At 64.1% G+C, this 25,773-nt stretch carries 27 protein-coding genes; 21 read left to right on the top strand and 6 right to left on the bottom strand.

The features are described from left to right. Window positions 1–121: 121 nt before the first annotated feature. A complete protein-coding gene (locus tag ACK4FZ_RS05725) occupies window positions 122–679 on the bottom strand; it encodes a gamma carbonic anhydrase family protein (RefSeq protein ID WP_409818738.1) in 558 nt (185 codons plus the stop codon). Window positions 680–748: 69 nt separating this feature from the next. On the opposite strand from ACK4FZ_RS05725, the gene ACK4FZ_RS05720 reads away from it, so the two are divergent. The 3 genes from ACK4FZ_RS05720 (at window position 749) to ACK4FZ_RS05710 (ending at window position 4,477) form a co-directional block, all read left to right on the top strand. After that, window positions 749–2,791, top strand: coding sequence for a M3 family metallopeptidase (locus ACK4FZ_RS05720; RefSeq protein ID WP_409818736.1), 2,043 nt, complete (start codon window positions 749–751; stop codon window positions 2,789–2,791). 223 nt (window positions 2,792–3,014) lie between these two features. Next, window positions 3,015–4,013, top strand: a complete 999-nt coding sequence (locus tag ACK4FZ_RS05715) for an alpha/beta hydrolase family esterase (RefSeq protein ID WP_409818733.1) — start codon at window positions 3,015–3,017, stop codon at window positions 4,011–4,013. A gap of 86 nt (window positions 4,014–4,099) precedes the next feature. Next, window positions 4,100–4,477, top strand: a complete 378-nt coding sequence (locus tag ACK4FZ_RS05710) for a VOC family protein (protein WP_409818731.1) — start codon at window positions 4,100–4,102, stop codon at window positions 4,475–4,477. Window positions 4,478–4,631: 154 nt separating this feature from the next. On the opposite strand, the gene ACK4FZ_RS05705 is transcribed toward ACK4FZ_RS05710, so the two are convergent. Continuing rightward, a complete protein-coding gene (locus ACK4FZ_RS05705; protein ID WP_409818729.1) occupies window positions 4,632–5,249 on the bottom strand; it encodes a LysE family translocator in 618 nt (205 codons plus the stop codon). 561 nt (window positions 5,250–5,810) lie between these two features. Here ACK4FZ_RS05705 and xth point away from each other — a divergent pair. Both xth and ACK4FZ_RS05695 read left to right on the top strand, forming a co-directional pair. Further along, on the top strand, window positions 5,811–6,581 hold the full coding sequence (xth, locus tag ACK4FZ_RS05700; RefSeq protein ID WP_409818726.1) for an exodeoxyribonuclease III: 771 nt from the start codon (window positions 5,811–5,813) through the stop codon (window positions 6,579–6,581). A gap of 273 nt (window positions 6,582–6,854) precedes the next feature. Continuing rightward, window positions 6,855–7,058, top strand: coding sequence for a cold-shock protein (locus ACK4FZ_RS05695; RefSeq protein WP_144373265.1), 204 nt, complete (start codon window positions 6,855–6,857; stop codon window positions 7,056–7,058). Window positions 7,059–7,177: 119 nt separating this feature from the next. Here ACK4FZ_RS05695 and ACK4FZ_RS05690 read toward each other — a convergent pair whose 3' ends face one another. Further along, window positions 7,178–7,720 (bottom strand): DUF1523 family protein, encoded by a 543-nt coding sequence (locus tag ACK4FZ_RS05690; RefSeq protein ID WP_409818724.1) that lies wholly within the window; start codon window positions 7,718–7,720, stop codon window positions 7,178–7,180. A gap of 163 nt (window positions 7,721–7,883) precedes the next feature. Here ACK4FZ_RS05690 and ACK4FZ_RS05685 point away from each other — a divergent pair, with 163 nt between their 5' ends. Both ACK4FZ_RS05685 and ACK4FZ_RS05680 read left to right on the top strand, forming a co-directional pair. Further along, window positions 7,884–8,522: a ribonuclease T2 family protein gene (locus ACK4FZ_RS05685; protein WP_409818722.1), complete on the top strand. Its 639-nt coding sequence runs from the start codon at window positions 7,884–7,886 to the stop codon at window positions 8,520–8,522. A 9-nt stretch (window positions 8,523–8,531) separates the two neighbouring features. Then, a complete protein-coding gene (locus ACK4FZ_RS05680) occupies window positions 8,532–10,721 on the top strand; it encodes a patatin-like phospholipase family protein (RefSeq protein WP_409818720.1) in 2,190 nt (729 codons plus the stop codon). Window positions 10,722–10,741: 20 nt separating this feature from the next. On the opposite strand, the gene ACK4FZ_RS05675 is transcribed toward ACK4FZ_RS05680, so the two are convergent. Continuing rightward, the gene (locus tag ACK4FZ_RS05675; protein ID WP_409818718.1) at window positions 10,742–11,806 is read right to left on the bottom strand and encodes a glycosyltransferase family 4 protein; all 1,065 of its coding nucleotides are present in this window, start codon (window positions 11,804–11,806) and stop codon (window positions 10,742–10,744) included. Continuing rightward, a complete protein-coding gene (locus tag ACK4FZ_RS05670; RefSeq protein ID WP_409818716.1) occupies window positions 11,794–12,594 on the bottom strand; it encodes a UDP-2,3-diacylglucosamine diphosphatase in 801 nt (266 codons plus the stop codon). The genes ACK4FZ_RS05675 and ACK4FZ_RS05670 overlap by 13 nt, the downstream gene beginning before the upstream one ends. Before the next feature lie 154 nt (window positions 12,595–12,748). Here ACK4FZ_RS05670 and ACK4FZ_RS05665 point away from each other — a divergent pair, with 154 nt between their 5' ends. Further along, the gene (locus ACK4FZ_RS05665; protein ID WP_409818713.1) at window positions 12,749–14,401 is read left to right on the top strand and encodes a phosphoethanolamine transferase; all 1,653 of its coding nucleotides are present in this window, start codon (window positions 12,749–12,751) and stop codon (window positions 14,399–14,401) included. Window positions 14,402–14,460: 59 nt separating this feature from the next. Here the strand turns inward: ACK4FZ_RS05665 and ACK4FZ_RS05660 are convergent, their stop codons facing one another. Further along, on the bottom strand, window positions 14,461–15,801 hold the full coding sequence (locus ACK4FZ_RS05660; RefSeq protein WP_409818710.1) for a sigma-54 interaction domain-containing protein: 1,341 nt from the start codon (window positions 15,799–15,801) through the stop codon (window positions 14,461–14,463). Window positions 15,802–16,016: 215 nt separating this feature from the next. Here ACK4FZ_RS05660 and cydP point away from each other — a divergent pair, with 215 nt between their 5' ends. The 13 genes from cydP (at window position 16,017) to ACK4FZ_RS05595 (ending at window position 25,720) form a co-directional block, all read left to right on the top strand. Beyond that, window positions 16,017–16,208, top strand: a complete 192-nt coding sequence (cydP, locus tag ACK4FZ_RS05655; RefSeq protein ID WP_144373275.1) for a cytochrome oxidase putative small subunit CydP — start codon at window positions 16,017–16,019, stop codon at window positions 16,206–16,208. Next, entirely contained in the window at window positions 16,198–17,751 is a 1,554-nt protein-coding gene (locus ACK4FZ_RS05650) for a cytochrome ubiquinol oxidase subunit I (protein WP_409818708.1), read from the top strand. The genes cydP and ACK4FZ_RS05650 overlap by 11 nt, the downstream gene beginning before the upstream one ends. 9 nt (window positions 17,752–17,760) lie before the next feature. Beyond that, the gene (cydB, locus tag ACK4FZ_RS05645; RefSeq protein WP_409818705.1) at window positions 17,761–18,900 is read left to right on the top strand and encodes a cytochrome d ubiquinol oxidase subunit II; all 1,140 of its coding nucleotides are present in this window, start codon (window positions 17,761–17,763) and stop codon (window positions 18,898–18,900) included. Window positions 18,901–18,910: 10 nt separating this feature from the next. Continuing rightward, window positions 18,911–19,261, top strand: a complete 351-nt coding sequence (locus ACK4FZ_RS05640; RefSeq protein ID WP_409818703.1) for a NifB/NifX family molybdenum-iron cluster-binding protein — start codon at window positions 18,911–18,913, stop codon at window positions 19,259–19,261. A 25-nt stretch (window positions 19,262–19,286) separates the two neighbouring features. Beyond that, a complete protein-coding gene (cydX, locus tag ACK4FZ_RS05635) occupies window positions 19,287–19,412 on the top strand; it encodes a cytochrome bd-I oxidase subunit CydX (protein WP_409818700.1) in 126 nt (41 codons plus the stop codon). Then, window positions 19,405–19,686, top strand: a complete 282-nt coding sequence (locus tag ACK4FZ_RS05630; protein ID WP_409818697.1) for a cyd operon YbgE family protein — start codon at window positions 19,405–19,407, stop codon at window positions 19,684–19,686. The genes cydX and ACK4FZ_RS05630 overlap by 8 nt, the downstream gene beginning before the upstream one ends. Before the next feature lie 30 nt (window positions 19,687–19,716). Further along, entirely contained in the window at window positions 19,717–20,184 is a 468-nt protein-coding gene (locus tag ACK4FZ_RS05625; protein WP_409818694.1) for a hypothetical protein, read from the top strand. 123 nt (window positions 20,185–20,307) lie between these two features. Next, window positions 20,308–21,309, top strand: coding sequence for a sulfate ABC transporter substrate-binding protein (locus tag ACK4FZ_RS05620; protein ID WP_409818692.1), 1,002 nt, complete (start codon window positions 20,308–20,310; stop codon window positions 21,307–21,309). Further along, window positions 21,309–21,800: a hypothetical protein gene (locus ACK4FZ_RS05615; protein WP_409818689.1), complete on the top strand. Its 492-nt coding sequence runs from the start codon at window positions 21,309–21,311 to the stop codon at window positions 21,798–21,800. Before ACK4FZ_RS05620 ends, ACK4FZ_RS05615 begins: the two co-directional genes overlap by 1 nt. Before the next feature lie 186 nt (window positions 21,801–21,986). Next, window positions 21,987–22,826, top strand: coding sequence for a sulfate ABC transporter permease subunit CysT (gene cysT, locus ACK4FZ_RS05610; protein WP_409818687.1), 840 nt, complete (start codon window positions 21,987–21,989; stop codon window positions 22,824–22,826). Then, window positions 22,826–23,716, top strand: coding sequence for a sulfate ABC transporter permease subunit CysW (gene cysW, locus ACK4FZ_RS05605; RefSeq protein ID WP_409818684.1), 891 nt, complete (start codon window positions 22,826–22,828; stop codon window positions 23,714–23,716). Before cysT ends, cysW begins: the two co-directional genes overlap by 1 nt. Window position 23,717: 1 nt before the next feature. Continuing rightward, a complete protein-coding gene (locus ACK4FZ_RS05600) occupies window positions 23,718–24,794 on the top strand; it encodes a sulfate/molybdate ABC transporter ATP-binding protein (protein WP_409818682.1) in 1,077 nt (358 codons plus the stop codon). Next, window positions 24,791–25,720, top strand: a complete 930-nt coding sequence (locus ACK4FZ_RS05595; protein ID WP_144373287.1) for a CysB family HTH-type transcriptional regulator — start codon at window positions 24,791–24,793, stop codon at window positions 25,718–25,720. The genes ACK4FZ_RS05600 and ACK4FZ_RS05595 overlap by 4 nt, the downstream gene beginning before the upstream one ends. The last annotated feature ends 53 nt before the right edge of the window (window positions 25,721–25,773 follow it).

Genomic DNA, 25,773 nt, shown 5'->3' with positions numbered 1-25,773 from the left:
ATGACACTTAACCTGAATGACGCAGGCTTGTAACCGGGGCAAGGTTTACCCCTTTGGCAACAATAAGCGGCACCCGCTTTTCAGCCTAGGTGCCGCTTGTTAAGGTGCGGTGAAAGATGCGTTACAGCGCAGCGTCGGCGGCGGCGCTGGCCTTGTGCTTGTTCATTACTGTCACGTAGTGCTCGGCCGAATACTTGAAGTAGGCCAGTTCGCCGTCGGTGAGCGGGCGTACCTGTTTGACCGGGTTGCCCAGGTACAGGTAGCCGCTCTCCAGGCGCTTGTTCGGCGGCACCAGGCTGCCGGCGCCGATCAGCACGCGGTCTTCGATGACGGCGCGGTCCAGGATGATGCTGCCGATGCCGATCAGCACTTCGTCGCCGATGGTGCAGCCGTGCAGCGTGACGTGGTGGCCGATGGTGACGTGGCGGCCGATAATCAGCGGCGCGCCCTCCGGGTCGCTTTCCTTGCGATGGCTAACGTGCAGCATGGCAAAATCCTGCACATTGCTGCCTTCGCCTATGCTGATGCGGTTGACGTCGCCGCGTACCACGGCACACGGCCACACCGACACGTTGGCCGCCAGCGCTACCTCGCCGATCACCACGGCGGCATCGTCGATATAGCAGCTGGGGTCGATTTGCGGGCGGTGCCCGTCGTAGGAACGGATATTGCGATTCACGGAATTGTCCTTATCTTTTGTCTGTCTATGCGCGGATGATGCTGCGCCACTTTCCACAGGATGCCAAACATGACCACCAATCCGCTACTGGACTTTAGCGATCTGCCGCGCTTTGCCGCGATCAAACCCGAACACGTTACCCCGGCGCTGGACGTACTGCTGGCCGAAGCGCGCGCTGCGGTAGCGCAGGTGATCGCCGCCGGCGGCGACGACTGGGACTCGGTATCCGAGCCGCTGTCCGACGCCACCGAGCGCCTGTCGCGCGCCTGGGGCGTGGTGGGCCACCTCAATAGCGTGATGGGCAATACCGAAGGCCTGCGCGAGGTGTACAACGCCGAAATTCCGCGCATTTCCGCTTTCTTTACCGAGCTGGGGCAAAACCTCGACCTGTACGCGCGCTTCAAGGCGGTGGCGGCCAACCCGGCCTTTGCCAACGCCAGCGCTGCGCGCAAGAAGATTATCGACAACGACCTGCGCGACTTCCGTCTGTCCGGCGCCGAGCTGCCGGACGCGCAGAAAGCGCGCTTTGCCGAGCTGTCCAGCCGCCTGGCCGAGCTGTCCAGCCAGTTCTCGCAAAACGTAATGGACGCTACCGACAGCTTCAGCCTGTATATCGATGATGCGGCCGAGCTGGCAGGCATTCCGGAAGACACGCTGGCGCTGTACGCCGCCATGGCCGAGGCCGACGGCCAGCCGGGCAAATACAAGCTGGGCCTGCAGTTCCCGGTGTTGTTCCCGGTGCTGCAGTACGCCGACAACCGCGCGCTGCGCCAGCAGCTGTACGAAGCCAACGCCAAGCGCGCCAGCGAGTTCGGCCCGGCCGAGCAGGACAATACCGCGCTGATCCGCGAGCGCCTGGTGCTGGCCGCCGAAGAGGCGCAGCTGCTGGGCTTTGCCAACTACGCCGAGCTGTCGCTGTACACCAAGATGGCCGAAAGCCCGCAGCAGGTGATCGACTTCCTGCGCGACCTGGCCGCCCGCGCCAAGCCTTACGCGCAGCAGGATCGCGCCGAGCTGGAAGCTTTCGCCCGCGCCGAGCTGGGCCTGGACACGCTGGAAGCGTGGGACATCAGCTACGCCGCCGAAAAACTGCGCGTGGCGCGCTATGCGTTCTCCGAGCACGAAGTGAAACAGTACTTCCCCGAGCACAAGGTGCTGGCCGGCCTGTTCAGCGTGGTACACAAGCTGTACGGCATCAGCGTAGCAGCCCGCGACGCCGAAACCTGGCACCCGGACGTGCGCTACTACCAGATCCACAAGGACGGTGCGCTGCTGGGTGGTTTCTACCTCGACCTGTACGCCCGTGACGGCAAGCGCCCCGGCGCCTGGATGGACGACGTGCGCGGCCGCCGCGTAAAAGGGGGCCTGGTGCAGACGCCGGTGGCCTACCTGGTGTGCAACTTCACCCGTCCGGTGGGCGACAAGCCTGCCACCTTCAGCCACGACGAAGTGACCACGCTGTTCCACGAATTCGGCCACGGTCTGCACCATCTGCTGACGCGCGTGGACGAGCTGGGCGTGTCCGGCATCAGCGGCGTGGAGTGGGACGCGGTGGAACTGCCCAGCCAGTTCATGGAGAACTTCTGCTGGGAGTGGGACGTGCTGCAAGGCATGAGCGCCCACGTGGATAGCGGCGAGCCGTTGCCGCGCGCGCTGTACGACAAGATGCTGGCCGCCAAGAACTTCCAGAGCGGCATGCAGACTGTGCGCCAGCTGGAGTTCTCGTTGTTTGACATGCTGCTGTACAGCGCGGCCAACCCTGACAGCATCGACTGGCTGGCCCTGCTGGAACAGGTGCGCGACGAGGTGGCGGTCAACCGCCCGCCGGCGTACAACCGCTTCCCCAACAGCTTCAGCCACATCTTTGCCGGCGGCTATGCGGCGGGCTACTACAGCTACAAGTGGGCAGAAGTGCTGTCGGCTGATGCCTACGCCGCCTTCGAGGAAGCCGGCGGCGCCAACCCGGCGGTGGGCTACAAGTTCTGGGACGAGATTCTGGCCGTGGGCGGTAGCCGCCCGGCGCTGGAATCGTTCCGTGCCTTCCGTGGCCGCGACCCGCAGATTGACGCCCTGCTACGACATAGCGGGATGAGCGAACCGGCTGCAGCCTGACGCGGTATATTTTTCTGTGGCGGCCAACCTGATGAAAGGTTGGCCGCAAGACACAAGGGCAAGCCCATGGGCTTGCCCTTGTGTCATTTCATGACGGTGCTTGCGTAGCTAGCTGCCGAGTATGGTGTGCGGTCTTTGCATTTGTTAACGAAAGCCGGTTTGAAAAGCTGCTCCGGCCGCGCCAGCATGGCAAGGATCGATACTGAGCGTGAAGGTTGCCACCATGCCGCGTTTCATCCGTTTTCTGTTGCTGACTGTCTTGCCGGGGCTGGCCTGGGCTTATGGTGTTGTCGGCGTGGACAAGGCCCGTGCCGGCCCGTTGCAGGAGAGGTGGCGGCAACGCACGCAAGCGGTAACGGCATTACAGGCACCGGGTCAAAGCGCGGTGCTGACCCTCAACGGGCGGCACGTCCTGCTGCATGTGCCACCCCGTTATCAACCCGGTCAGCCCATGCCGCTGGTGCTGGCACTGCATGGTGGTGGCGGGAGTAGCGACCTCATGGCGGATGACCGTCGCTATGGCCTGATCAGTCACAGCGAGCACGCGGGTTACCTGCTGGTGTTACCCAACGGTACCGGCGCCATTGGCGACAAGCTGGCCACCTGGAATGCCGGTGCCTGCTGTGGCAGGGCGCGGGATACTGCGGTGGATGACGTGGCCTTTTTGCGTGCCGTGGTGGCTTGGGTGCAGCAACATTATGCGGTGGCGCCTGGCAGGGTGTACGCCGTGGGCATGTCCAACGGTGGCATGATGGCGTACCGGCTGGCGTGCGAGGCCGCCGATGTCTTTGCCGGTGTGGCATCGGTGGCTGGGACTGACAACACGCTGTCTTGTCAGCCGTCGCGGCCGTTGGCGGTATTGCACATCCATGCCCGGGATGACGACTACGTGCTGTTCGATGGTGGTGCCGGTGCCGGTGCTTTCCGCGACGACAGCAAGGTTGCCGATTTCACTTCTGTGCCGGTCACCGTCAGCCGCTGGCAGCAGCGCAACCAGTGCCATGCTCAGCCCCTGCGCAGTCTCGATCTGCCCGGCGCTTATTGCGAACGCTACGCCGGTTGTGCCGTCGGGGGCGCATTGCAGCTGTGCGTGACCACTAGCGGTGGTCATGGCTGGCCGGGGGGCGGTCGTGCCCGGCTGGGCAAGGCCGTCCCCAGTCAGGCGCTGGATGCCAATGCCGTGTTCTGGCGCTTTTTCAGTCAGCTGCCGCCTCGGCCATGACGCTTGATGAACAGACTGTGCGCCGCTAGGGCGCGCCGTATCGCCCGCCATGGGCTAGCATGACGTTTGTTTTTTCGGAGAGCCCCATGATTAGCCATATCGACCACGTGGTACTGACCGTTACCGACATCGAAGCGTCGGTCGCCTTTTATTGCCGTGTCTTGCAGATGGAGGCGGTGACGTTTGCCAACGGCCGCCGCGCGCTGCATTTCGGCCAGCAGAAGATCAATTTGCAGCTGCTGGGGCAGGAACCCCGCAACCGCGCGGGCGTGGGGTCGGGCGACTTATGCCTGATTACGCACTTGCCGCTCGCACACGTTATCGCGCACTTGCAGGCCGAAGGCGTAGCGATTGTCGAAGGACCGGTGGCCAAAACCGGTGCACAAGGGCCGATCCAGTCGGTGTATTTCCTTGACCTGGACCAGAACCTGATTGAAGTTAGCGTTTACCCGCCTGCCGTGTGACAAATAAATGTGGGCTGAGGGAACCAAGTGCCCCGTGTTCTGCTCCCACAAAGACTGTATGTCACCCTGACAGGACAGCGAGCGAACTTGACTGTGTTTGCCCCCGCCAGCGCGGGGGCATTTTTTTTACTGCAAGTTGGTCGCAGTGCCGCGATCAGCGCTGTACGGCGGCCAGCATCACGCCTGTCAGCACGAACAGGCCGCCCGAGGTGCGCGAAAAGCGCTGCAGGCGCTGGCCGTGTGCCAGCCAGCCACCGAGGCGGCCACCGGCGGCGGCCAACATCACGGCGATGACCATGTCGGCCACCACCCAGGTGGCGGCCATCGCCAGGTACTGCGGCCACAGCTCGCGCGCCGGGTCGAGAAAGCGTGGCAGCAGTGCCGAGAAGAACACGGTGTCTTCCGGGTTGCTGACCGCCAGCAGGAAGGCCGGGCGGAAGCCGCTCCACAGCCGGGTGCTGCTTTGGCCGCTACCGTCTTGCAGGCTGAACGGCTTGCGCCACAGCGTGACACCCAGCCACACCAGGTAGCCGGCGCCCAGCATCTTGACGATATTGAACGCGGTAGGCGACGCGAACAGCAGGGCGCTGATGCCCAGCGCCGATAGTGCCATCAGGGTAAGCGCGCCGGCAGAAAAGCCCAGCGCATTGGGAATGCCGCCACGGGCGCCGTGTTGTGCGCCGTGCGACAGGGTCAGCAGCGGGCCGGGGCCCGGTGCCAGCATCAAGAGCACGATGGTGCCCAGGTACATCATCCAGTTGTGAAAATCCATGGTCATGTCTCGTTCTGCCCCGGCGCCACGCGCAGGCAGGCGGCAAACGTCAGGGGACGCTTACAAGCAGGGAAAGCGGGCGGCGGCAAGGCGATGCGCTGCTACCGGTCAGGGCCGGTGGCAGACAGAAATCGGGTATTGACAGCGAGGCAGGCAGCGAGGGGCGCTAACGCGGCGGTTCGGACTGGGTGTCCGGTTCGGCGGCAGCATTCAGGCTATGACGATGGGCGTAGCTTGGGGTGCGCAGGGCAAAGCTTTGGGCCAGGGGGGCCAGGCGGCCGCGATGAGCGGCTTGGGTGGGGCACTGGGTACCCATTTGGGGCGCGTTGACACGCGGTTTGCGGGAAAGCAATTTGAACATCCGGTAATGGCGACCTGGCCATTCTAGGGGGGCCAACAGCGGCTTGGCAAGTTTTGTGTCTAATTTATTAATCACTGCCATGCGCTAAGTGCCGGTTTTCAGGCACTGTTTTGTGATGGGGTGTTTGTGATTTTAGCCGCGTTGCCAGCCAGCCGCCTGCGCGCTAAGGTGTCGGCCTGTTATCTACCGGAGTACCTGCCATGCAACTTGCCACCTGGAACGTCAACTCGCTGAAAGTGCGCCTGCCGCACGTGCTGCAATGGCTGGCCGATAACCCGGTAGAGGTGTTGTGCCTGCAGGAACTGAAGCTGGATCAGCCGGCGTTTCCGCAAGCCGAGATCGAGGCCGCCGGCTACCAGGCGGTGTGGCTGGGGCAGAAAACCTATAACGGCGTGGCCATCCTGGTAAAGAACGGCTGCCAGCTGAGCGATGTGGTGACCGGCATGCCCGGCTATGAAGACGAGCAGCGCCGCGTGATTACCGCCACTGTGGATGGCGTGCGCGTGATTTGTGCCTACTTCGTCAACGGCGAAGCGGTGGATTCGCCCAAGTACCAGTACAAACTGGGCTGGTTGGCCGCGATGGAGCGCCACGTGGCCGCCGAGCTGCAGCAGCATACCGAGCTGGCGCTGCTGGGCGATTACAACATCGCGCCGGAAGACATCGACGTCTACGACCCGGCAGGCTGGCACGAGCAGGTGCTGTGCACCACGCCGGAGCGCGACAGCTTCCGCCGCCTGCTGGGCCTGGGCCTGCACGACAGCTTCCGCCTGTTCAACCAGGAGGCCAAACAGTACAGCTGGTGGGATTACCGCGCCATGATGTTCCGCCGCAATATGGGTGTGCGTATCGACCACATCCTGATCACCGACAGCCTGAAGGCGCGCGCCACCGCGTGTGTCATCGACAAGACGCCGCGCAAGTGGGAGCGCCCGTCTGACCACACGCCGGTGGTACTGACGCTGGGCTAGCGCCAAGCGGCGGGAGAGGGGGTGGCAAGTGGTGAAAGGTAGGCATTTTTAATGCATATTTCATGCTTTCCACCCCTTTGATGCAGAAAGTGCTTGCAGCACAGCGACTTGGTGCGTATAACGTGCCCAGCAAGATTTCAAGCTGTCGATCCAAAGTTTCAACGTTGTTCCCCTGCACAAGCGGTACGCCATTGTTTCCAGCGGTCTCTTCTTGATGATTTCGCTCCTTAGGGCATAGCCCGATTTTTCACGTTTTTTCAAAAGGAAACCTTCATGGAAACCGGTACCGTTAAATGGTTCAACGACGCTAAAGGCTTTGGCTTCATCACTCCGGACGCTGGTGGCAACGACCTGTTCGCCCACTTCTCCGAAATCCAGAGCAACGGCTTCAAATCCCTGGCCGAAGGTCAGAAAGTAAGCTACGTATCTGGCATGGGCAAAAAAGGCCCGCAAGCTACCCAGATCAAGCCGCTGTAATTTCAGCGCGATCAGGTACTGCCTGTAGCAAAAAACCCCGCGTCAGCGGGGTTTTTTCATGGAAAAGCCCCCGTTGCGGTAGCAAAGCGGGGGCTTTTTGCTGGCGGGTGCGGTAGTGGCTAGCCAATGACGTCAGGGTCTTTCTCCGTTACCCGGGTCCAGCGCCACACCAGGCGCGCCAACAAGACCAGGGCAATGCCCCACAGGCCGAAGACCAGCCAGCGTACCGCACTCCAGGTGCTCTCGTCGGCCTGGGCCAGCCGGATGTTGGTGATGTTGGGGTATAGCGAGAACATGTTGATGCGCCAGCCGTAGCTGCGGATGTAGGCAGGCTGGCGTGCGTTTTCCAGCGCGCGGGCGGTGGCCTGCACGTCAGACGAGTCGAACTTCAGGTACGGCGGCCAACCCCAGCCGGTGTCCTCGTTGCGGTAGACGCGCACGTCGTCGATCGCATGCTGGGTATAGATCAGGTACATGTCGCGCACCGGCTGGTCGGCCGGGTTCTGTTTGCTGATCGGGCCATCCTTGTCCGCCAGTTTCACTTCCACCCCGGTAATGGTGGTGATGGCGTTTTCCGGCAGGAAGTAATCCAGCACCGCACTACCGGCCAGGGCGACTAGCGCCAGCAGCGTGAAGGCAAACTTGCGTAATTTTTGCTTCATTTGATATTTTCCCTTTGCAAATCTGGCACTTAGCCACGCGACACATTATGGGCACAAACCGGCTCTGCCCGGTCGGAATTTTGCTGCGCGCCAGCAAAGGCTTATGGCATGGCACCCCTTGGCGCCGGTACACTAGCAGCCAGTGATTCATTGGAGCCCGCCCATGCGCCGCCTGCTTGCCTTGCTGTTGCCCCTGTTGCTGTTGCCCGCCGCCCGCGCTGCGGGGACGCCCGGTCAGTTCGATTACTACGTGATGGCGCTGTCGTGGTCGCCCGACTACTGCGCCGCGCGTCCGGACGACCGCGAGCAATGCAGCCGCCAGTTCGGCTTTGTATTGCACGGTCTGTGGCCGCAATACCAGCGCGGCTACCCGGCCGATTGCAGCGCCGAACGCCTGGACGGCCGCATCGAGCAGCAGTTTGCCGGCCTCTACCCCAGTCGCAAGCTGTACCGCCACGAATGGGAAAAGCACGGCACCTGCAGCGGCCTGGGCCAGACGGCCTATCACCAGTTGGCCGCCAGCCTGAAGGCCCGCTTCCAGGTGCCCGCCAGCTACCAGGCGCCGGCGCAGCCGCTGCGCAAGACCGTGGCCGTACTGAAGGCCGAACTGGCTGCGGCCAACCCCTGGCTGGGGCGTGATGCGCTGGCCGTCGCCTGCAGTGGTGGTGGCCGCTTCCTGAAAGAGGTTTACGTTTGCATCGACAAGCAAGGCCGGCAGGGCCAGCCCTGTGGCGCTGACGTGCTGGCCGGCGAGCGCCGCAGCTGCCGCCAGCCGGACGTGCTGATCCGCAGTGTGCGCTAGGAGCCAACCATGATGCGATCTGCCTGGCTGGCGTGCTGCCTGCTGTGTTTCAGTGCGCTGGCCACCGCGGCCGACGCCGTAGCGCCACGCATCGGCGTGGTGCTCGGCGGGGGCGGGGCACGCGGTTTTGCCCATCTGGGCGTGCTGCAAGAGCTGGAAAAACTGCACGTACCGATTGCCTGCATCGCCGGCACCTCGGCCGGCGCGCTGATCGGCGGTGCCTACGCCAGCGGCCAGCCGCTGGACGAACTGGAGCGCCAGTTTGCCGCTGCCGACTGGGAAACCCTGCTGTCCGGCAAGCCGCGGCGCCAGGACGTGCCCTACAGCCGCAAGCAGAGCGATAGCCGCAATTATTTCGACCTCACCATCGGTTTTCGCGATGGCAAATGGCGTTTGCCCAAGGCGGCCATCAATGCCCAGGGGATTGACCTGTTCATCCGCCAGCTCACCCGCGCCCGCAGCGAAGCCAGCTTCGACCAGCTGGCCATCCCGTTCCGCGCGGTTGCCACCGATCTGGAAAGTGGCGAGCCGGTGGTATTCGACGGCGGCGACCTCAGCCTGGCGATGCGCGCCAGCATGGCGGTACCCGGCATGTTCGCCCCGGTGGAAGACCGCGACCGCATCCTGGTAGATGGTGGCCTGGCACGGCAGCTGCCGGTAGAAGAGCTGCAAGGCCGTTGTGCCGACGTGCTGATCGTCATCGATGTCGGCACGCCGCCGGTGCCGCGCGAGCAGCTGGGCAGCTTTCTGGACGTGCTGGACCAGACCACCTACCTGATGGTGGCGCGTAACAGCCGCGAATCGCTGGCCCGGCTGGGGCCGCAGGACATCCTGATCCGGCCGCAGCTGGATGGCGTCTCGCCGGCCGATTTTGGCGATAACACCCGTATTATCGAGGCCGGTCGCCAGGCGGCACGGGCACTGGCACCTCAGTTGGCCTTGCTGGGCGTAGGGGCCGAGCAATACGCCAGTTGGCAACAAGCGCGCCAGCCCGGCGAGCGGCCGCGCATTGATCGCATCAACCTGGCTGGCGATTTCAATTTTGTCGACCCGCAGGCTATGCAGCAAAAACTGTCCATTAGCAGCCGTCTGGGCTTGAGCGCGCTGCACCAGAAGCTGGACGACGTGTTTGCTGAAGGTGATCTGGACAAACTGGACTACACGCTACGTCGCGACAACGGCAGCCACGTGGCTGACGTACACCTGCAAGAGCGTCATACCGGCCCCAACTACATCCGGGGCGGGCTGGAGCTGCGCAGTAGCTCGCAGGGCGACGCCACCTTTTCGTTGCTGGGCGAATACAAGCGCAGCTGGCTGAATAGCGCGGGTGGCAGCCTGCTGGGTGAGGCCAAGCTGGGCGAGGAGCCGACTTTCCGTGCCGAATGGCAGCAGCCGCTGTCTGCCAGCTCACCGTTCTTTCTGAGTGCGGGGGCCAGTTGGCGCGAAAAACGCTACAACCTGTACATCGATAGTCATCAGCCTACAGCAGAGCTGATCCGCCAGACCAATACCGTCAATCTGGATACCGGCCTGGGGCTGGGCAAGCTGGGCGAGTGGCGTAACGGCTGGTATGCCAGCCGCGACAGTCTGGCGCTGGGGACCGGTTTTCGTGATCTTTTAGACCTGAGCGATGCCAAATCCCGCGAGCAGGGCTTGCGCAGCAAGCTGATACTGGACCAGCTCGATAACCCGCGTTGGCCGCGCAACGGTTTTGCCGTACAGCTGGAGGCGCGCAAACCCTTGCATCGTACCGATGACCCCAGCCCGCAACCCAGTGCTTCGTTCATGATCGATACCGTCAGTACCGATCGTCACGACATTAGCTGGCGGCTGACCCTGCGTGGTGGCTACAGCGACAAGAACGACGCGGCCGAGGTGTTCGAGCTGGGCGGTTTCCGTAATCTGTCCGGCTACCAGCCGGGCGAATTGCTGGGGCACCAGATGGCATTCGCCCGTGGCATGGTGTCGTGGCGGGTGTCCAGTTTGCCGTCTGCGCTGGGTTCCGGCCTGTATGTGGGGGCTTCGGCCGAACTGGGCCGCATGTGGTCAACCTTGCCGTTGGATCGCAGCACCCGCTGGCTGCCAGCAGGCTCGGTGTTCATGGGTGCCGACACCTTGCTGGGCCCGGTATTCATGGGGATTGGCCACGGCAAGCAGGGCCAGCTCACCGGCTACTTCAACCTGGGGGTAGAGTACTGAGCCGGCTAACTGGTAGCGGATTAACGTCCCCCCGTCGTAAACGCCATGCCTTCCTGTTCGCCTATCGGCCGCGGGTGCAGGTGGGCTTCAAACTGTACCGTGGCCGCAGCCCAGGAAAACCCTTCTGCGACGCGGCGCACGTGGTTGCGGTCCAGCTGCAGTGCTTGCTGGCAGGCGGTGGCCAGGTCGTCGTGCAACACGCCGCCGCCGCTATTGCCTACCACGTCCAGCGGCCCGGGCACCGGGTAGGCGGCCACCGGGGTGCCGCAGGCCATCGCCTCCAGTAGTACCAGGCCGAAGGTGTCGGTGCGGCTGGGGAACACGAACACATCTGCGGCGCGGTAAATGCGCGCCAGCTCGGCCTGCGGAAACACGCCGGCAAAGTGCACGTCCGGGTAGCGTGCCTGCAGCGCCGCCAGCTGCGGGCCTTCGCCCACCACCCACTTGCTGCCGGGCAGGTCCAGTTGCAGGAAGGCTTCGATGTTCTTTTCTACCGCCACGCGGCCAACGTAAACAAAGCGGGGTGGCGTGCTGTCCAGCCGGTCGCGCGCGCCGGGGCTGAAGGTGTCAATGTCCACGCCGCGGCTCCACAGCACCACGTTGTGAAAACCGCGTGCTTTCAGGTCGGCCACGATGGCCGGGGTGGGGGCCATCACCGCCTGGGCGGCGTTGTGGAAGCGCCGCATCCAGGCGTAGCTGACCGCCAGCGGCAGCCGGGTGCGGGCGTGGATGTATTCCGGAAAGCGGGTGTGGTAGGCGGTGCTGAACGGTTGGCGGTGGCGGCGGCACCAGCGCCGCGCTGCCAGCCCCAGCGGGCCTTCTGTGGCGATGTGCACCGCGTGCGGCGCGAATGCGGCCAACCTGGCCGCCGCCTTGCGGTAGGGGAATAGCGACAGGCGGATATCGGGGTAGGTAGGGCAGGGTACGGTGAGGAAACCGTCGCCGTCGTCGTGCTCGCCGCCCAAGGGTGTCAGCAGCGCCACCTGGTGGCCCAGCAGGCGCAGCTCGCGCACGGTTTCCACGATACTGCGTACCACGCCGTTGACCTGCGGCGCCCAGGCATCGGTGACGATCATGATGCGCATGCTTCGGTCTCCTCTTCGCGGACGGGTACGGCCTGGGCGGCTAGGACGCCGGCCTGCCGTGTCCAGTACACCACCTCCAGCCGGCCGTCGTGGTGCTCCACCAGCGCGCTCAGGCTTTCCACCCAGTCGCCGCAGTTGCCGTAGACGATGCCGTCGATGTCTTTGACCTCGGCCTTGTGGATGTGGCCACAGATCACGCCGTCGTAGCCGCGGCGGCGCGCTTCATCGGCCAGGATTTTTTCGAAATCACTGATGAAGTTCACCGCGTTTTTCACCTTGTGTTTCAGGTACTGCGACAGCGACCAGTACGGCCGCCCCAGCTTCTGGCGCAGCCAGTTGTAGTGGCGGTTCAGGTGCAGGATCACCGTGTACAGGCTGTCGCCGACGTAGGCCAGCCACTTCACGTGCTGGATCACGCCGTCGAACTCGTCGCCGTGGATGATCAGCAGGCGCTTGCCGTCGGCGGTGAGATGTTCGGCTTCCTGCCGGATGGCGATGCCGCCGAAGTCCAGCCCGCAGTACTGTCGCGCTGCCTCGTCGTGGTTGCCGGGGACGTACACCACGCGGGTGCCGCGCCGCGCCTTGCGCAGCACTTTCTGCACCACGTCGTTGTGGCTCTGCTTCCAGCCCCACGACTTTTTTAGCTGCCAGCCGTCGATGATGTCGCCCACCAGGTACAGCGTGTCCGACTCGTTGTGGCGCAGGAAATCCAGCAGGAAAGGGGCCTGGCAGCCGCTGGTGCCCAGATGGACATCCGACAGCCAGATGGTGCGGTAGCGTTGGTTCATGGGGCGCTCCGGCGGGGCAGATGCTTGCCATGCTGCGTGGCTGTCGTGACAGCAGGATGTGTGATTGATGACGCTGATGTGACGCTGTTGTGCATGCCGCGAGTCAGCAATAAGTTTGGCTTAAGGCTGGCTTGCTTCACTGTGCGGCCAACCTTTGTCTGATAGCCCGCTCACCATGTTCCGCTTCCTGTTACGACCGCAACGGCCCGAATGGCTGGCACTTAGGCTGGCACTGCTGCTGGTGTTGTTGTTTAACGTGCCGTTCTGGGGGCGGCTGTACGCCATCGTATCGCCGCTTGATAGCCACGGCGTGAAGATGCTGGGGCTGGCTTTCCTGCTGCTGACCGCGCTTTTCAGCCTGCTGCTGCAGCTGCTGGTGTGGCCGTGGCTGGGCAAGCCACTGCTGACCGCGCTGTTGCTGACCACGGCCGGCGTCACCTATTTCATGAGCCAGTACGGCGTGCTGATCGACATGAACATGGTGCGTAACGCCATGCAGACCGATGGCGCCGAGGTGCGTGACCTGATCACGCTGAAGATGATACTCACCGTGTTGCTGCTGGGCGGCCTGCCCAGCTTGTGGCTGTGGAAAACCCCGGTCAGCTACCGTGCACCGCTGCGCGAACTGGGCGTGCGCGTGGTGGCCTTGCTGGTCAGCGCCGGCGTACTGCTGGCGGTGGCGATGGCCGGTTACCAGGATTTTGCCTCGCTGTTCCGCAACAACCGCGAGCTGCGCTTTGCGCTGACCCCCACCAACTACTTGCAAGCCACCAGTTCTTACCTGAAGCGTGCCTACGCCAAGCCGATGCCGCTGCAGAAAGTGGGCGAGGACGCTGCCCGTAGTGGTGCCTGGCCGGCCGGCAGCAAGCCGCGGGTACTGGTGATCGTGGTGGGCGAAACCGCCCGCGCCGACCACTTCTCGCTGAACGGTTATGCGCGCCCCACCAACCCGCAGCTGGCCAAGGTAGCGGGGCTGGTAAATTACCGTGACGCCTGGTCCTGTGGTACCGAAACCGCCATCTCGGTGCCGTGCATGTTCTCGTCGCTGCCGCGTGAGCAGTTCGACGCCGAGCAGGCCAAACACCGCGAAAACCTGCTGGATATCCTGCAGCGCACCGGCATCAGCGTGTACTGGCGCGACAACAACTCCGGCTGCAAGGAAGTTTGCAACCGCGTGCCCAGCGATAGGGTGTTTGGCGACAAAAACCCGGCCTGGTGTGCCGATGGCGAGTGTTTTGACGATATCCTGCTGGACGGGCTGCCGCAGCGCCTGAAGGCGTTGAAAGGCGACGCCGTGATCGTACTGCACCAGAAAGGCAGCCACGGCCCGGCCTACTACAAGCGCTACCCCAAGCCGTACGAGCGCTTCACGCCGGTGTGCCGTACCAGCGAACTGCAGAAGTGCAGCCGCGAAGACATCATCAACGCCTTCGACAACACCATCCTGTACACCGACGCCATCCTGGCCAAAACCATTGCCACGCTGCAGGCCGAGCCGGCGGTGGCCAGCAGCATGATCTACCTGTCCGATCATGGCGAATCGCTGGGCGAAAACAATATGTACCTGCACGCCACGCCCTACCTGCTGGCACCGGACGCGCAGAAGCACATTCCGATGCTGGCCTGGTTCTCGCCGGACTGGCTGCAGGCGTCCGGCATGCAGCCTGCCTGTCTGCAGCAGGGCAGCAAGCAGAAGGTAAGCCAGGACAATCTGTTCCACAGCGTGCTGGGCGTGATGGGGGTAAAAACCTCGGTCTACGACAAGTCGCTGGACCTGTACGCCCCTTGCCGCGCCACTGCCGTGTAGCGGGCAAAAAAACGCCCGCCACGATAGGGGCGGGCCAAGGCAAACTTGGAGGTTTGTCGCTAGCTTGTAGCATCTGTCGTGCCAGCTGACAGATCAGCCAGCGTGGCCAGCTTGCGGTACAGCGTGCGCTCGGTGATGCCCAGCGCCGCCGCCAGGCTGGCACGGTCGCCGGCGTGGCTGGCCAGAGCCCACGCCAGGTAGCGCTGTTCCAGCGCCGCCAGCGGCAGCAAGGGGCTGTGAAAGTGGCCGTCAGGGTTGGCCGCAGGCTGCGCCAGCGCGTCCAGCCACAGGTGTTCCGGCTGGATGCGGTCGCCGTCGCACAGCAGGCTGGCGCGCTCCAGCAGATTGCGCAGCTCGCGGATATTGCCGGGGAACGGGTGCTGCAGCAGCCAGGCCAGCGCGTCGGGCGCCAGCGTCAGGCCGCGCCCCGGCGCCACCCGTGCCAGCAGCGCCTCCGCCAGCAGCGGGATGTCTTCCTGCCGTTCGCGTAGCGGCGGCAGGCGCAGCGGAAACACCGCCAGCCGGTAGTACAGGTCGGCGCGGAAGCTGCCGTCGCGCACCATCTGCGCCAGGTCGCGGTGGGTGGCGGCAATCACCCGGAAGCGCGCCGGTATGCTGCTGATGCCGCCCACGCGGCGGAAGGTGCCGCTTTCCAGCAGCCGCAGCAGCTTTACCTGCTGGCTGGGCGGTAGGTCGCCGATTTCGTCCAGGAACAGCGTGCCGCCGTTGGCCGCTTCCACCAGGCCCTGCTTGCGCTGCGTAGCGCCGGTAAAGGCGCCTTTTTCGTAGCCGAACAGCTCGCTCTCCAGCAGCGTTTCGGTGAGGCTGGCGCAATCCACCGCCACAAACGGCCGCGCTGCGCCGCCGCCGTCGTGAATGGCGCGTGCCAGACCTTCCTTGCCGGTACCCGACTCCCCCTGCAACAACACCGCCACCGTCGACGGTGCCGCCCGCTGCGCCAGCAACAGCATGCGGCGAAACGCCGCACTGCGGCCCACCATGCGGTCCGGCACCGCCTGGCTGCTGGCCAGCGCCAGCGGTTTCATCTTTTCCACAAATAATAGCGGGTAGCCGCTGACGTCTGACATGGGTGACAGTTCCACGTCCACGTGTTCGTCGCCGTGGCGGCTGCGGTGGATGTGCAGCACGCGCTCTGGCTGGCCGCTTTCCAGTGTGGCTTTCAGCGGGCAGCTTTCGCCTTCCTCGTCGCAGGGGCGGGCGTAGCCGTGCGACATCGCGAAGCAGGCGCGGCCAACGGCGTCGTCGCCATAGGCGGCACGGTAGGCCGGGTTGGCGTGACGGATGGTGTAGTCGGGGGTGATGACGATGCGCGGGTCGGGCACGGCGTCCAGCATGGCGGCGATGGTGGCCAGCGTGGATTGCGGCGGGATGGGTGACATTTGTGTCAGTCCTGACATGACAGTATTGGCTAATTATGCCGCCAAAACGGCACCTGGGGGTGCATTTTGCCGGCTTCGGGCATGGCATGCGGCTTGCGATAAGCCGGGCAGGCTGCGGCAACGTGTCACATTCCGGCGGGTTGGCCGCAGCAGCACACTTTAACCCTGTTGCTGGCATGGTTTGCCGGCGGCCTTTGCTCAGGGAGGGCTGCATCGTGTTACCGGAAGACCGCCGCCTGCGCCGCGAACTGGCGTGGGTGATCGTACTGAAACTGGCCGTGCTGTACGGCTTGTGGCATGCCTTCATCGCCCCGCAGCGGGTGCAGGTGGATACGCAGGCGATGGCCAGTATGGTCGCGGCGCCGGCCACGGCCGCCCGTCAATCAGGAGAAGAACATGCTCGATAATGTTGTGGACCTGTCGCGGCTGCAGTTTGCCGCCACGGCGATGTACCACTTTCTGTTTGTGCCGCTCACGCTGGGGATGGTGTGGCTGCTGGTGATCATGGAAACGGTGTGGGTGATGACCGGCAAGCAGGTGTACCAGGACATGACCAAGTTCTGGGGCAAGCTGTTCGGCATCAACTTTGCGCTGGGGGTGACCACCGGCATCACCATGGAATTCCAGTTCGGTACCAACTGGGCCTACTACTCGCACTACGTGGGCGATATCTTCGGCGCGCCGCTGGCCATCGAAGGCCTGATGGCCTTCTTCCTCGAATCTACGATGATCGGCCTGTTCTTTTTTGGCTGGGACCGCCTGTCGCGCAAGCAGCATTTGCTGGTGACGCTGCTGATGGCGATTGGTACCAACCTGTCGGCGCTGTGGATTCTCATCGCCAACGGCTGGATGCAAAACCCGGTGGGCGCCGAGTTCAGCTACCACACCATGCGCATGGAAATGACCGACTTCTGGGCAGTGGTGTTCAACCCGGTGGCACAGGCCAAGTTCGTGCACACCGTGTCGGCCGGCTACGTTACCGGTGCCATGTTCGTGCTGTCGATTTCCAGCTGGTACCTGCTGCGCGGCCGTGACGTGGAATTTGCCAAGAAGAGCTTCCGCATTGCCGCCGCGTTCGGTTTTGCCAGCGTGTGCTCGGTGATCGTGCTGGGCGACGAGTCCGGCTATTCGGTAGGCGAATCGCAACAGACCAAGCTGGCCGCCATGGAAGCGATGTGGCACACCGAGCCGGCCCCCGCCGCCTTCAACGTGATTGCCTGGCCGAACGAGGCCGAAATGAAAAACGACTGGGCCATCGAAATACCGTGGGTCATGGGCCTGATCGGTACCCGCTCGGTGAGCAAGGAAATCCCCGGTATTCACGACATCATGGCGGCCAACCGTGCCCGTATTGTGTCCGGCCAGCAGGCAGTGGTGGCGCTGGACGCACTGCGCGTCAACCGCCACGACACAGCGGCACAGGCACAGCTGAAAGCGCACCAGGCCGACTTGGGCTTTGGCCTGCTGCTGAAGAAATATACCGACGATGTGGCGCAGGCTACGCCGGCGATGATTGACGCCGCCGCGCGCGACACCATCCCGAAAGTGGCGCCGATGTTCTGGAGCTTCCGCCTGATGGTGGCGCTGGGCGTGGCCATGCTGGGCCTGTTTGGCTGGGCGCTGTGGGCGTCGATCCGCGGCAGCTTTGCGGCCAACCGTCGCCTGCTGAAGTTCGCGCTGTACAGCCTGCCGCTGCCGTGGGTGGCCTGCGAGGTGGGCTGGTTTGTGGCCGAGTACGGCCGCCAGCCGTGGACGATCTACGGCGTGCTGCCGACGCGGCTGTCGGTGTCCACCTTGTCTGAAGCGTCGCTGTACGGCTCGCTGGCCGGTTTTGTCGGCTTCTACACCGTACTGCTGTGCGTGGAGATGTACCTGATGGTGCGCTTTGCCCGCCAGGGCCCCGGCAGCCTGGGTACCGGCCGCTACGCCAACGAAGCCCCCGCTCACTAAGGAGTCATCATGCTGGATTACACAACCCTGAAAATCATCTGGTGGGGGCTGGTCGGCGTGCTGCTGGTCGGTTTCGCCATCATGGACGGCCACGATATGGGCGTGGGCACGCTGCTGCCTTTTGTCGGGCAGGACGACGTGGAGCGCCGCGTGGTGATCAACACCGTCGGCCCGCACTGGGACGGCAACCAGGTGTGGTTCATCACCGGTGGCGGCGCCATCTTTGCCGCCTGGCCGCTGGTGTACGCCACCGCGTTCAGCGGTTTTTACTGGGCCATGCTGGCGGTGCTGTGGGCGCTGTTCTTCCGCCCGGTGGGTTTTGACTACCGCAGCAAGATCGATAACCCCGCCTGGCGCAAGGTGTGGGACTGGGGCCTGTTCATCGGCGGTTTTGTGCCGCCGCTGATCTTCGGCGTGGCTTTCGGCAACCTGTTCCAGGGGGTGCCGTTCCATTTCGATAACAACCTGGTGCCGTACTATGAGGGCAGCTTCTGGGCCTTGCTGAACCCGTTTGGGCTGCTGTGCGGCGTGGTGTCCAGCGCCATGATTACCGCCCACGGTGCGGTTTACCTGATGCACCGTACCGAAGGCGCCATCCAGGCCCGCGCCAGCCGTGCGTTGCACGGCAGCGTGCTGGTAGCGCTGCTGGCGTTTAGCGGCGCCGGCATTTGGCTGGCCATGGGCATCGATGGTTACGCCATCACCTCGGCGGTACAAACCGGCGCGCTGCCGGACCCGCTGGCCAAAACCGTGGCGCGTGAAGCCGGTGCCTGGCTGGCCAACTACCAGCGCTGGCCGCTCACCATGCTGCTGCCGCTGCTGGGCTACGCCGGCCTGATCGGCGCGCTGTTGCTGGCCAGGGTTGGCCGCACCTTTGCCGGCTTCTGGGCCAGTGCGCTGGGGCTGACCGGCATTATCGGTACTGCCGGCATCTCGCTGTTCCCTTTCATCATGCCGTCCTCCAGCCATCTGGCGTCCAGCCTCACGGTGTGGGATAGCGTGTCCAGCCACCTGACGCTGGGGCTGATGCTGGGGGCAACCTTGATCTTCATGCCCATCATCATCCTGTATACGCGCTGGGCTTACCGCGTGATGGCCGGCAAAGTCACCGCCGACTATGTGCGTGAAAACAGCCATAGCGCCTACTGAGAGGGTAGCCATGAAGATCGCCGTGTGTTGTCAGAACGGGCGCGAGGTGAGTGCCCACCCTGGCAAGTGCACCCGCTTTGTGCTGGTGGACAGCCGCGGGCTGGCGGAACCGCAGCTGCTGTTACTGCCGGCCAGCGCCATGTTGCGCCAGGCCAGTCTGCTCGGTCACCCGCTGGCCGACTGTCAGGTCATCCTGGCCGCCGGTGGCGGGCAGGGGCTGGCGCAAAGGTTGGCCGCAGCCGGCATTACGCTGGCGCAAACGCAGGAACGCGAGCCGCTGCTGGCGGTAGCGGCCTGGCTTGCCGGGCAGTGCCAGCCGGTGGCGCAGCCGGGCAAGCAGCTTTGCCAGGCACTGGATTAAGAACGCTGGATCGAAAGGAAACATCATGTGGTATTTCGCCTGGGTACTGGGCATCGGCTTTGCGGTGCTGTTGGGGGTGTTGAACGCGATGTGGGGCGAGTACGAGCAAGACCGCACCCAGCGCGGCGTGCCGGAGCAGGGCGGTGTCTGAGCCGGCGCGCACCCGGCCGCTGGCCTTGCTGCTGGGGGTAGGGCTGATGCTGGGCATCAGCCTGCAGCCGCAGTGGCTCACCACGCCAGAAGGGCTGGCCGACCACCCGGCGGCCATGTTGCTGATGTGGGCGATGTCGGCGGGGCTGGTGCGCGGCGTCGGCTTTGTGCCGCAGCACTGGCTGCCGCGCTGGTTGCTGGGCCTGCCGGCGATGGCGCTGGCCTTGCTGGCGGCGCTGTGGCGGATGGCCAGCCTGCACGGTTTGGCGATATGATGCGAGCCATTCTCATCTGAAAGCCCTGCCATGCTGCGCCGCCTGTTTGCCCTGTTGTCGCTGTGCCTGTTGCTGAACCCTGCTGCCATGGCGGCCAAGCTTGCGGTGGGCGATACGCTGCCGCCGCTGGCGCTGGCCGACCAGTTCGATAAAAACCACACCTTAAGTAGCGACACGCGCTGGCTGCTGTTCAGCCACGACCGCGCCGTCAGCGACGCGCTGCACCCGGTGTTGGCTGCCTTGCCGGCGGCGCAGCACGATGGCGTGGTGTACGTGGCCGACATCAGCCGCATGCCGGCGCTGGTGTCGCGGCTGTTTGCGGTGCCGGCCATGCGCGAGCTGCCGTTTGCGGTGTGGCTCGCGCGCGATGCGGCCAACGTAGCAATGTTGCCGCGGGAAGCCGGTAAGCTCACGGTATTGGCACTGCAAAACGGCAAGGTGATGGCGGTGCACTACCTGGCCGATGTGGGCGCCTTGCCGGCCTTGTTGCAGCGCTAGTTGGCCGCAAGCTGCATTGCTTATCGAAGCATGCGTGATAAGCAATGCAGATTTTCTTGGTTCAGGCTGGCGCCTGGTTTGGCTAGATTTGCCCCATCGCACTCTCACTGATGGGGATACACCATGACGCGCCTTACCCGCCTTGCTACTGCCACCACCCTGCTGTTTGCCCTGGCCGGCCACGCTCTGGCCGACGTGACCCTGCTCAACGTGTCCTACGACCCGACCCGCGAGCTGTACCAGGACTTCAACGCTGCCTTCGCCAAGCAGTGGAAAGCCAAGACCGGTGAAACCGTCACCATCAAGCAATCGCACGGTGGCTCCGGCAAGCAGGGGCGCGCCGTGATCGACGGCCTGGAGGCCGATGTGGTGACGCTGGCGCTGGGCTACGACGTGGACGCGCTGAACACCGAAGCCAAGCTGATTTCGTCGACCTGGCAAAAGCGCCTGCCCAACAACTCGGCACCATACACCTCCACCATCGTGTTCCTGGTGCGCAAGGGCAACCCCAAAGCCATCAAGGACTGGAAAGACCTGGTCCGCCCGGGCGTGGAAGTGGTGACGCCGAACCCGAAAACCTCCGGCGGCGCGCGCTGGAACTACCTGGCGGCCTGGGGCTACGCGCTGAAACAGCCGGGTGGCAACGATGCTAAGGCCAAGGACTTCGTGAAGAAAGTCTTCCAGAACGTGAAGGTGCTGGATTCTGGTGCCCGCGGTTCGCTGGTGAGTTTTACCCAACGCGGCATTGGTGACGTACTGCTGGCGTGGGAAAACGAAGCCTATCTGGCAGCCAAGGAGCTGGGCCCGGACAAGTTCGACATCGTTACCCCGTCGCTGTCGATTCTGGCCGAGCCGCCGGTGAGTGTGGTAGACAAGGTGGTAGACAAACGCGGCACCCGCAAGGTGGCCGAAGCCTACCTGCAGTATCTGTACAGCCCGGAAGGCCAAGAGATTGCTGCGGCCAACTATTACCGCCCGCGTGACGCCAAGGTGGCTGCCAAGTACGCCGCCAAGTTCAGCAAGGTCAACCTGTTCACCATCGACCAGGTGTTTGGCGGCTGGGCAAAGGCACAGAAGACCCACTTTGACGATGGTGGCGTGTTCGACCAGATTCTGGTGCGCTGATGCCCTCATCCTTGCCCTTGCTGGTACTGGCTGAGCCTGGCCAGCCAGATGGACACACCCTGCTGGCGCTGGCGCGCCGGCAGGGTGTTTTGCTGGATGCTGCGCTGGCTACTGCTGGGCAGGGGGCGCCAGCAGCAGCCTTACCCCTTGCTTTGCCACCTGGCAGTACACCGTCCTTCATCTTGCTGGCGCACGGGCAAGCTTGCCTGCCGGCCTTACGGGCCGTACAAGCCGACCCGCGTTGCCGTGCCGCCTTGCTGCTTTCTCCCGACGGCGACGCCCGTCTTGAAAGGCCGTTGCCGTTCCCCGCACTGGTGGCCTGCCATCGTCCTGACGCCCGCCAACCACGTTTGACGCTGGCGGCCTCGCTGGCAGCAGCATGGCAGGCGCGCCTGTATGTGCTGCAAGGCCGCGATGCCCTGGCCGAGTTGGCGCCTTTACTGGCTGCATTGGCACGGCTGGCGGCGCAGCTGCCGCTTGGCGATTGCTAGGCAACTGCACTTTGCAGCGCAGCCTGGATCATCCGTGTCGCCTGCCAGTACCCGCCTTGTCTTTGCTGTTTATTGAATAAGTAACGAAGAAATCTTTATTTCTGGAATAAGGCAGCGGCCAATATGCTGTCTCTCGTTATATCAACCACCGGATACCACCATGTTGCTACTGCAAGGACATTGCCCATGAGCCGCGCCGCTACGCTACCCCGCGTGTTGCCCGGCTTCGGTCTGACGCTAGGTTACACCCTGACTTATCTGTCGCTGATTGTGCTGATCCCACTGTCAGCCGTGTTCATTCGCGCTAGCAGTATGCCGCTGGAGGCGTTCTGGGAGGCCGTTACCGCGCCGCGCGTGCTGGCCTCGTACCGGCTGAGCTTCGGCATGGCGCTGTTGGCCGCCGCCATCAACAGCGTGTTCGGCCTGCTGCTGGCGTGGGCGCTGGTGCGCTACCGCTTTCCCGGCAAGAAGCTGGTGGACGCGCTGGTGGACCTGCCATTTGCACTGCCGACCGCAGTAGCCGGCATTGCGCTGACCGCGCTGTACGCCGGTAACGGCTGGCTGGGCCAGTACCTGGAGCCGCTGGGCATCAAGGTGGCGTTCGGCCCGCTAGGCGTGCTGGTGGCGCTGGTGTTCATTGGCCTGCCGTTTGTGGTGCGTACCGTGCAGCCGGTGCTGGAAGACATGGAAACCGAGCTGGAAGAAGCCGCTACCAGCCTGGGCGCGCACCGCTGGCAGACCTTCCGCCACGTGATCCTGCCGGTGTTGCAGCCGGCAATGATGACCGGTTTTGCGCTGGCTTTTGCCCGCGCCGTGGGCGAGTACGGTTCGGTGATCTTCATTGCTGGCAACATCCCGATGGTGTCGGAAATTACCCCGCTGATGATCATCAGCAAGCTGGAGCAGTACGATTACGCCGGCGCGACGGCCATTGCCAGCGTGATGCTGGTGGTGTCGTTCCTGTTGCTGCTGGCCATTAACGGTTTGCAGGCGTGGCAGGCACGCCGCCACGGAAGGAGTGCATGATGGCTGGTGCCGTATCCAAGCTGGGCGCGCAGCATGACAAGGCTGCGCTGCTGGAAAGCCGCCAGGCCACGCGTGAGGCGCCCTGGGTTAAAGCCGCCATTCTTACCGTGGCGCTGGCTTTCTTTGTGGTGTTCTTGCTGCTGCCGCTGATTGTGGTGTTTGTCGAAGCGCTGGCCAAAGGCTGGGACACTTATCTTACCGCGCTGGTAGAGCCGGACGCGCTGTCGGCGGTGAAGCTGACGCTGTTGGCCGCCGCCATCTCGGTACCGCTGAACCTGGTATTCGGTGTGGCCGCTGCCTGGGCCATCACCCGCTTTGACTTCCGCGGCAAACAACTGCTGATTACGCTGATCGACCTGCCGTTTTCGGTGTCGCCGGTGGTGGCCGGCCTGATCTACGTGCTGGTGTTCAGCAGCCACGGCTGGGTTGGCCCCTGGTTGCTGGCGTACGATATCAAGGTGATTTTTGCCGTGCCCGGCATTGTGCTGGCCACCGTGTTTGTGACCGTGCCGTTCGTGGCGCGCGAGCTGATTCCGCTGCTGCAGGCGCAGGGGCGGGAGGAAGAAGAAGCCGCTGTGGTACTGGGCGCCCGTGGCTGGCAGGTGTTCTGGCACGTAACGCTGCCCAATGTGCGCTGGGCGCTGCTGTACGGCGTGATCCTCAGCAATGCACGGGCGATGGGCGAGTTCGGCGCGGTATCGGTGGTATCCGGCCACATTCGTGGCGAAACCAACACCCTGCCGCTGCATGTGGAAATTCTTTACAACGAGTACAACTTCGCGGCTGCCTTTGCCGTGGCGTCGCTGCTGGCCCTGTTGGCGCTGGTGACGCTGGCGGTGAAGAGCTGGGTGGAATGGCGTGCCAGCAACAGCCTGGTGCAGGAGGATTGAGATGAGCATTCAGGTACAAAACATTCACAAGGCGTTCGGCAACTTCGTGGCGCTGGACAATCTGACCCTGGACTTCCCCGCCGGCGAGCTGGTGGCGCTGCTGGGCCCGTCCGGTTGCGGCAAGACCACGCTGCTGCGCGTCATCGCCGGCCTGGAACAAGCCGACAGCGGCAAGGTGCTGCTGGACGGTGAAGATGCCTCCGACACCCATGTGCGCGAGCGCCAGGTGGGCTTTGTGTTCCAGCACTACGCGCTGTTCCGCCACATGACCGTGTTCGACAACGTGGCCTTCGGCCTGCGCATGAAGCCGCGCGGCCAACGTCCGTCCACAGCCGAGATCAAGCGCAAGGTGCATGAGCTGTTGAACCTGGTACAGCTGGACTGGCTGGCCGACCGCTTTCCGGCGCAGCTGTCCGGCGGCCAGCGCCAGCGTATTGCACTGGCCCGTGCACTGGCGGTAGAGCCGCGCGTACTGCTGCTGGACGAGCCGTTCGGCGCACTGGACGCCAAGGTGCGCAAAGAGCTGCGCCGCTGGCTGCGCCGCCTGCACGACGAGCTGCACATCACCTCTATTTTCGTGACCCACGACCAGGAAGAAGCGCTGGAAGTGGCCGACCGCGTGGTGCTGATGAACCACGGACGCGTCGAGCAGATCGGCAGCCCGGCCGAAGTGTATCGCCATCCGGCCACGCCGTTCGTGTACGGCTTTCTGGGCGCGGCCAACCGCTTTGAAGGCAGCAGCAGCGCCGGCGGCATCGCCGTGGGCGCCAGTACCCTTACCGGTGAGGCGCAGCCGGCGCACGACAAGGTCGTTGCCTTCGTACGCCCGCATGAGCTGGACATCGTGCTGCAGGCGGACGCCAGCGGTATTCCGGCGCGTATCAGCCGCGTGCTGACACTGGGCGCGCTGACCCGCGTCGAACTAGATGGCCTGGCCGACGTGGCCGGCCAGCATTTTGATGTAGAACTGCACGCGGCCAACCCGCTTGTGGCACAGTTGGCCGCAGGCCAGACCGTGCGCCTGCAACCGCGCGCCGTGCGCGTGTTTGCCCAACCCGACACCGCAGGTGCCGCATGAACTTTCAGCAACTTCGCATCATCCGTGAAACGGTGCGCCAGAACTTCAACCTGACCGAGGTGGCCAACGCGCTGTTTACCTCGCAGTCTGGCGTATCCAAACACATCAAGGACCTGGAAGACGAGCTGGGCGTGGAGCTGTTCATCCGCAAGGGCAAGCGCTTCCTGGGCCTGACCGACCCCGGCAAGGAGCTGCTGGTGATCGTGGAACGCATGCTGCTGGACGCCGGCAACATCAAGCGCCTGGCCGAGCAGTTCAGCCTGCGCGACGAGGGCCAGCTCACCATCGCCACCACCCACACCCAGGCGCGCTACGCGCTGCCCAAGGTGGTGACCGCGTTCAAGAAAGCCTTCCCCAAAGTGCACCTGGTGCTGCACCAGGCCAGCCCGGACGAGCTGGTGCGCCTGCTGCTGGCCGGCGAGGCCGACATCGGCATCGCCACCGAAGCGGTGGCCGAGGTGCCGGAGCTGGTGTCCTTCCCGTACTACAGCTGGCACCACGCGGTGATCGCACCGCCCGAGCACCCGCTGCACGGGCAAACGCTGTCGCTGGACACGCTGGCCGAGTACCCGATCGTCACCTACCACCAGGGCTTTACCGGGCGCGCCCAGATCGACCGCGCCTTTGCCGACGCTGGCTTGGCGCCGGACATCGTGATGGCGGCGCTGGACGCCGACGTGATCAAGACCTATGTGGAGCTGGAGCTGGGCGTCGGCATCATCGCCTCGATGGCGGTGGACGCGCAGCGCGACAGCCAGGTACGCGTGGTAGAAGGCGCGCCGCTGTTTGGCCACCAGACCACCCGCGTGGCCATTCGGCGCGGCCACTACCTGCGCAGCTACGCCTACCGCTTTATCGAGCTGTGCTCGGCCGCGCTGGACGAAGACAGCGTGCGCCAGGCGCTGCTGCCGGCAGTGCAGGACTGAGTACCTGCATAAGGCACAGCATGGCTCCCGCCTGCCAGCGGGCGGGGCAGCCC

The organism is Vogesella sp. (assembly GCF_046297735.1).
In the GTDB taxonomy this organism is placed as follows: domain Bacteria; phylum Pseudomonadota; class Gammaproteobacteria; order Burkholderiales; family Chromobacteriaceae; genus Vogesella; species Vogesella urethralis.
The sequence above is the reverse complement of the archived record's forward strand: the minus strand, read 5'-3'. Positions and strand labels throughout refer to the sequence as shown.

Excerpts from the sequence above, each read along its gene's own strand:
- ACK4FZ_RS05720 (WP_409818736.1), top strand. The coding sequence starts at position 749 with ATGACCACCAATCCGCTACTGGACTTTAGCGATCTGCCGCGCTTTGCC.
- ACK4FZ_RS05715 (WP_409818733.1), top strand. The coding sequence starts at position 3,015 with ATGCCGCGTTTCATCCGTTTTCTGTTGCTGACTGTCTTGCCGGGGCTG.
- ACK4FZ_RS05710 (WP_409818731.1), top strand. The coding sequence starts at position 4,100 with ATGATTAGCCATATCGACCACGTGGTACTGACCGTTACCGACATCGAA.
- ACK4FZ_RS05705 (WP_409818729.1), bottom strand. The coding sequence starts at position 5,249 with ATGGATTTTCACAACTGGATGATGTACCTGGGCACCATCGTGCTCTTG.
- xth (WP_409818726.1), top strand. The coding sequence starts at position 5,811 with ATGCAACTTGCCACCTGGAACGTCAACTCGCTGAAAGTGCGCCTGCCG.
- ACK4FZ_RS05695 (WP_144373265.1), top strand. The coding sequence starts at position 6,855 with ATGGAAACCGGTACCGTTAAATGGTTCAACGACGCTAAAGGCTTTGGC.
- ACK4FZ_RS05690 (WP_409818724.1), bottom strand. The coding sequence starts at position 7,720 with ATGAAGCAAAAATTACGCAAGTTTGCCTTCACGCTGCTGGCGCTAGTC.
- ACK4FZ_RS05685 (WP_409818722.1), top strand. The coding sequence starts at position 7,884 with ATGCGCCGCCTGCTTGCCTTGCTGTTGCCCCTGTTGCTGTTGCCCGCC.
- ACK4FZ_RS05680 (WP_409818720.1), top strand. The coding sequence starts at position 8,532 with ATGATGCGATCTGCCTGGCTGGCGTGCTGCCTGCTGTGTTTCAGTGCG.
- ACK4FZ_RS05675 (WP_409818718.1), bottom strand. The coding sequence starts at position 11,806 with ATGCGCATCATGATCGTCACCGATGCCTGGGCGCCGCAGGTCAACGGC.
- ACK4FZ_RS05670 (WP_409818716.1), bottom strand. The coding sequence starts at position 12,594 with ATGAACCAACGCTACCGCACCATCTGGCTGTCGGATGTCCATCTGGGC.
- ACK4FZ_RS05660 (WP_409818710.1), bottom strand. The coding sequence starts at position 15,801 with ATGTCACCCATCCCGCCGCAATCCACGCTGGCCACCATCGCCGCCATG.
- ACK4FZ_RS05650 (WP_409818708.1), top strand. The coding sequence starts at position 16,198 with ATGCTCGATAATGTTGTGGACCTGTCGCGGCTGCAGTTTGCCGCCACG.
- cydB (WP_409818705.1), top strand. The coding sequence starts at position 17,761 with ATGCTGGATTACACAACCCTGAAAATCATCTGGTGGGGGCTGGTCGGC.
- ACK4FZ_RS05640 (WP_409818703.1), top strand. The coding sequence starts at position 18,911 with ATGAAGATCGCCGTGTGTTGTCAGAACGGGCGCGAGGTGAGTGCCCAC.
- cydX (WP_409818700.1), top strand. The coding sequence starts at position 19,287 with ATGTGGTATTTCGCCTGGGTACTGGGCATCGGCTTTGCGGTGCTGTTG.
- ACK4FZ_RS05625 (WP_409818694.1), top strand. The coding sequence starts at position 19,717 with ATGCTGCGCCGCCTGTTTGCCCTGTTGTCGCTGTGCCTGTTGCTGAAC.
- ACK4FZ_RS05620 (WP_409818692.1), top strand. The coding sequence starts at position 20,308 with ATGACGCGCCTTACCCGCCTTGCTACTGCCACCACCCTGCTGTTTGCC.
- ACK4FZ_RS05615 (WP_409818689.1), top strand. The coding sequence starts at position 21,309 with ATGCCCTCATCCTTGCCCTTGCTGGTACTGGCTGAGCCTGGCCAGCCA.
- cysT (WP_409818687.1), top strand. The coding sequence starts at position 21,987 with ATGAGCCGCGCCGCTACGCTACCCCGCGTGTTGCCCGGCTTCGGTCTG.
- cysW (WP_409818684.1), top strand. The coding sequence starts at position 22,826 with ATGGCTGGTGCCGTATCCAAGCTGGGCGCGCAGCATGACAAGGCTGCG.
- ACK4FZ_RS05600 (WP_409818682.1), top strand. The coding sequence starts at position 23,718 with ATGAGCATTCAGGTACAAAACATTCACAAGGCGTTCGGCAACTTCGTG.
- ACK4FZ_RS05595 (WP_144373287.1), top strand. The coding sequence starts at position 24,791 with ATGAACTTTCAGCAACTTCGCATCATCCGTGAAACGGTGCGCCAGAAC.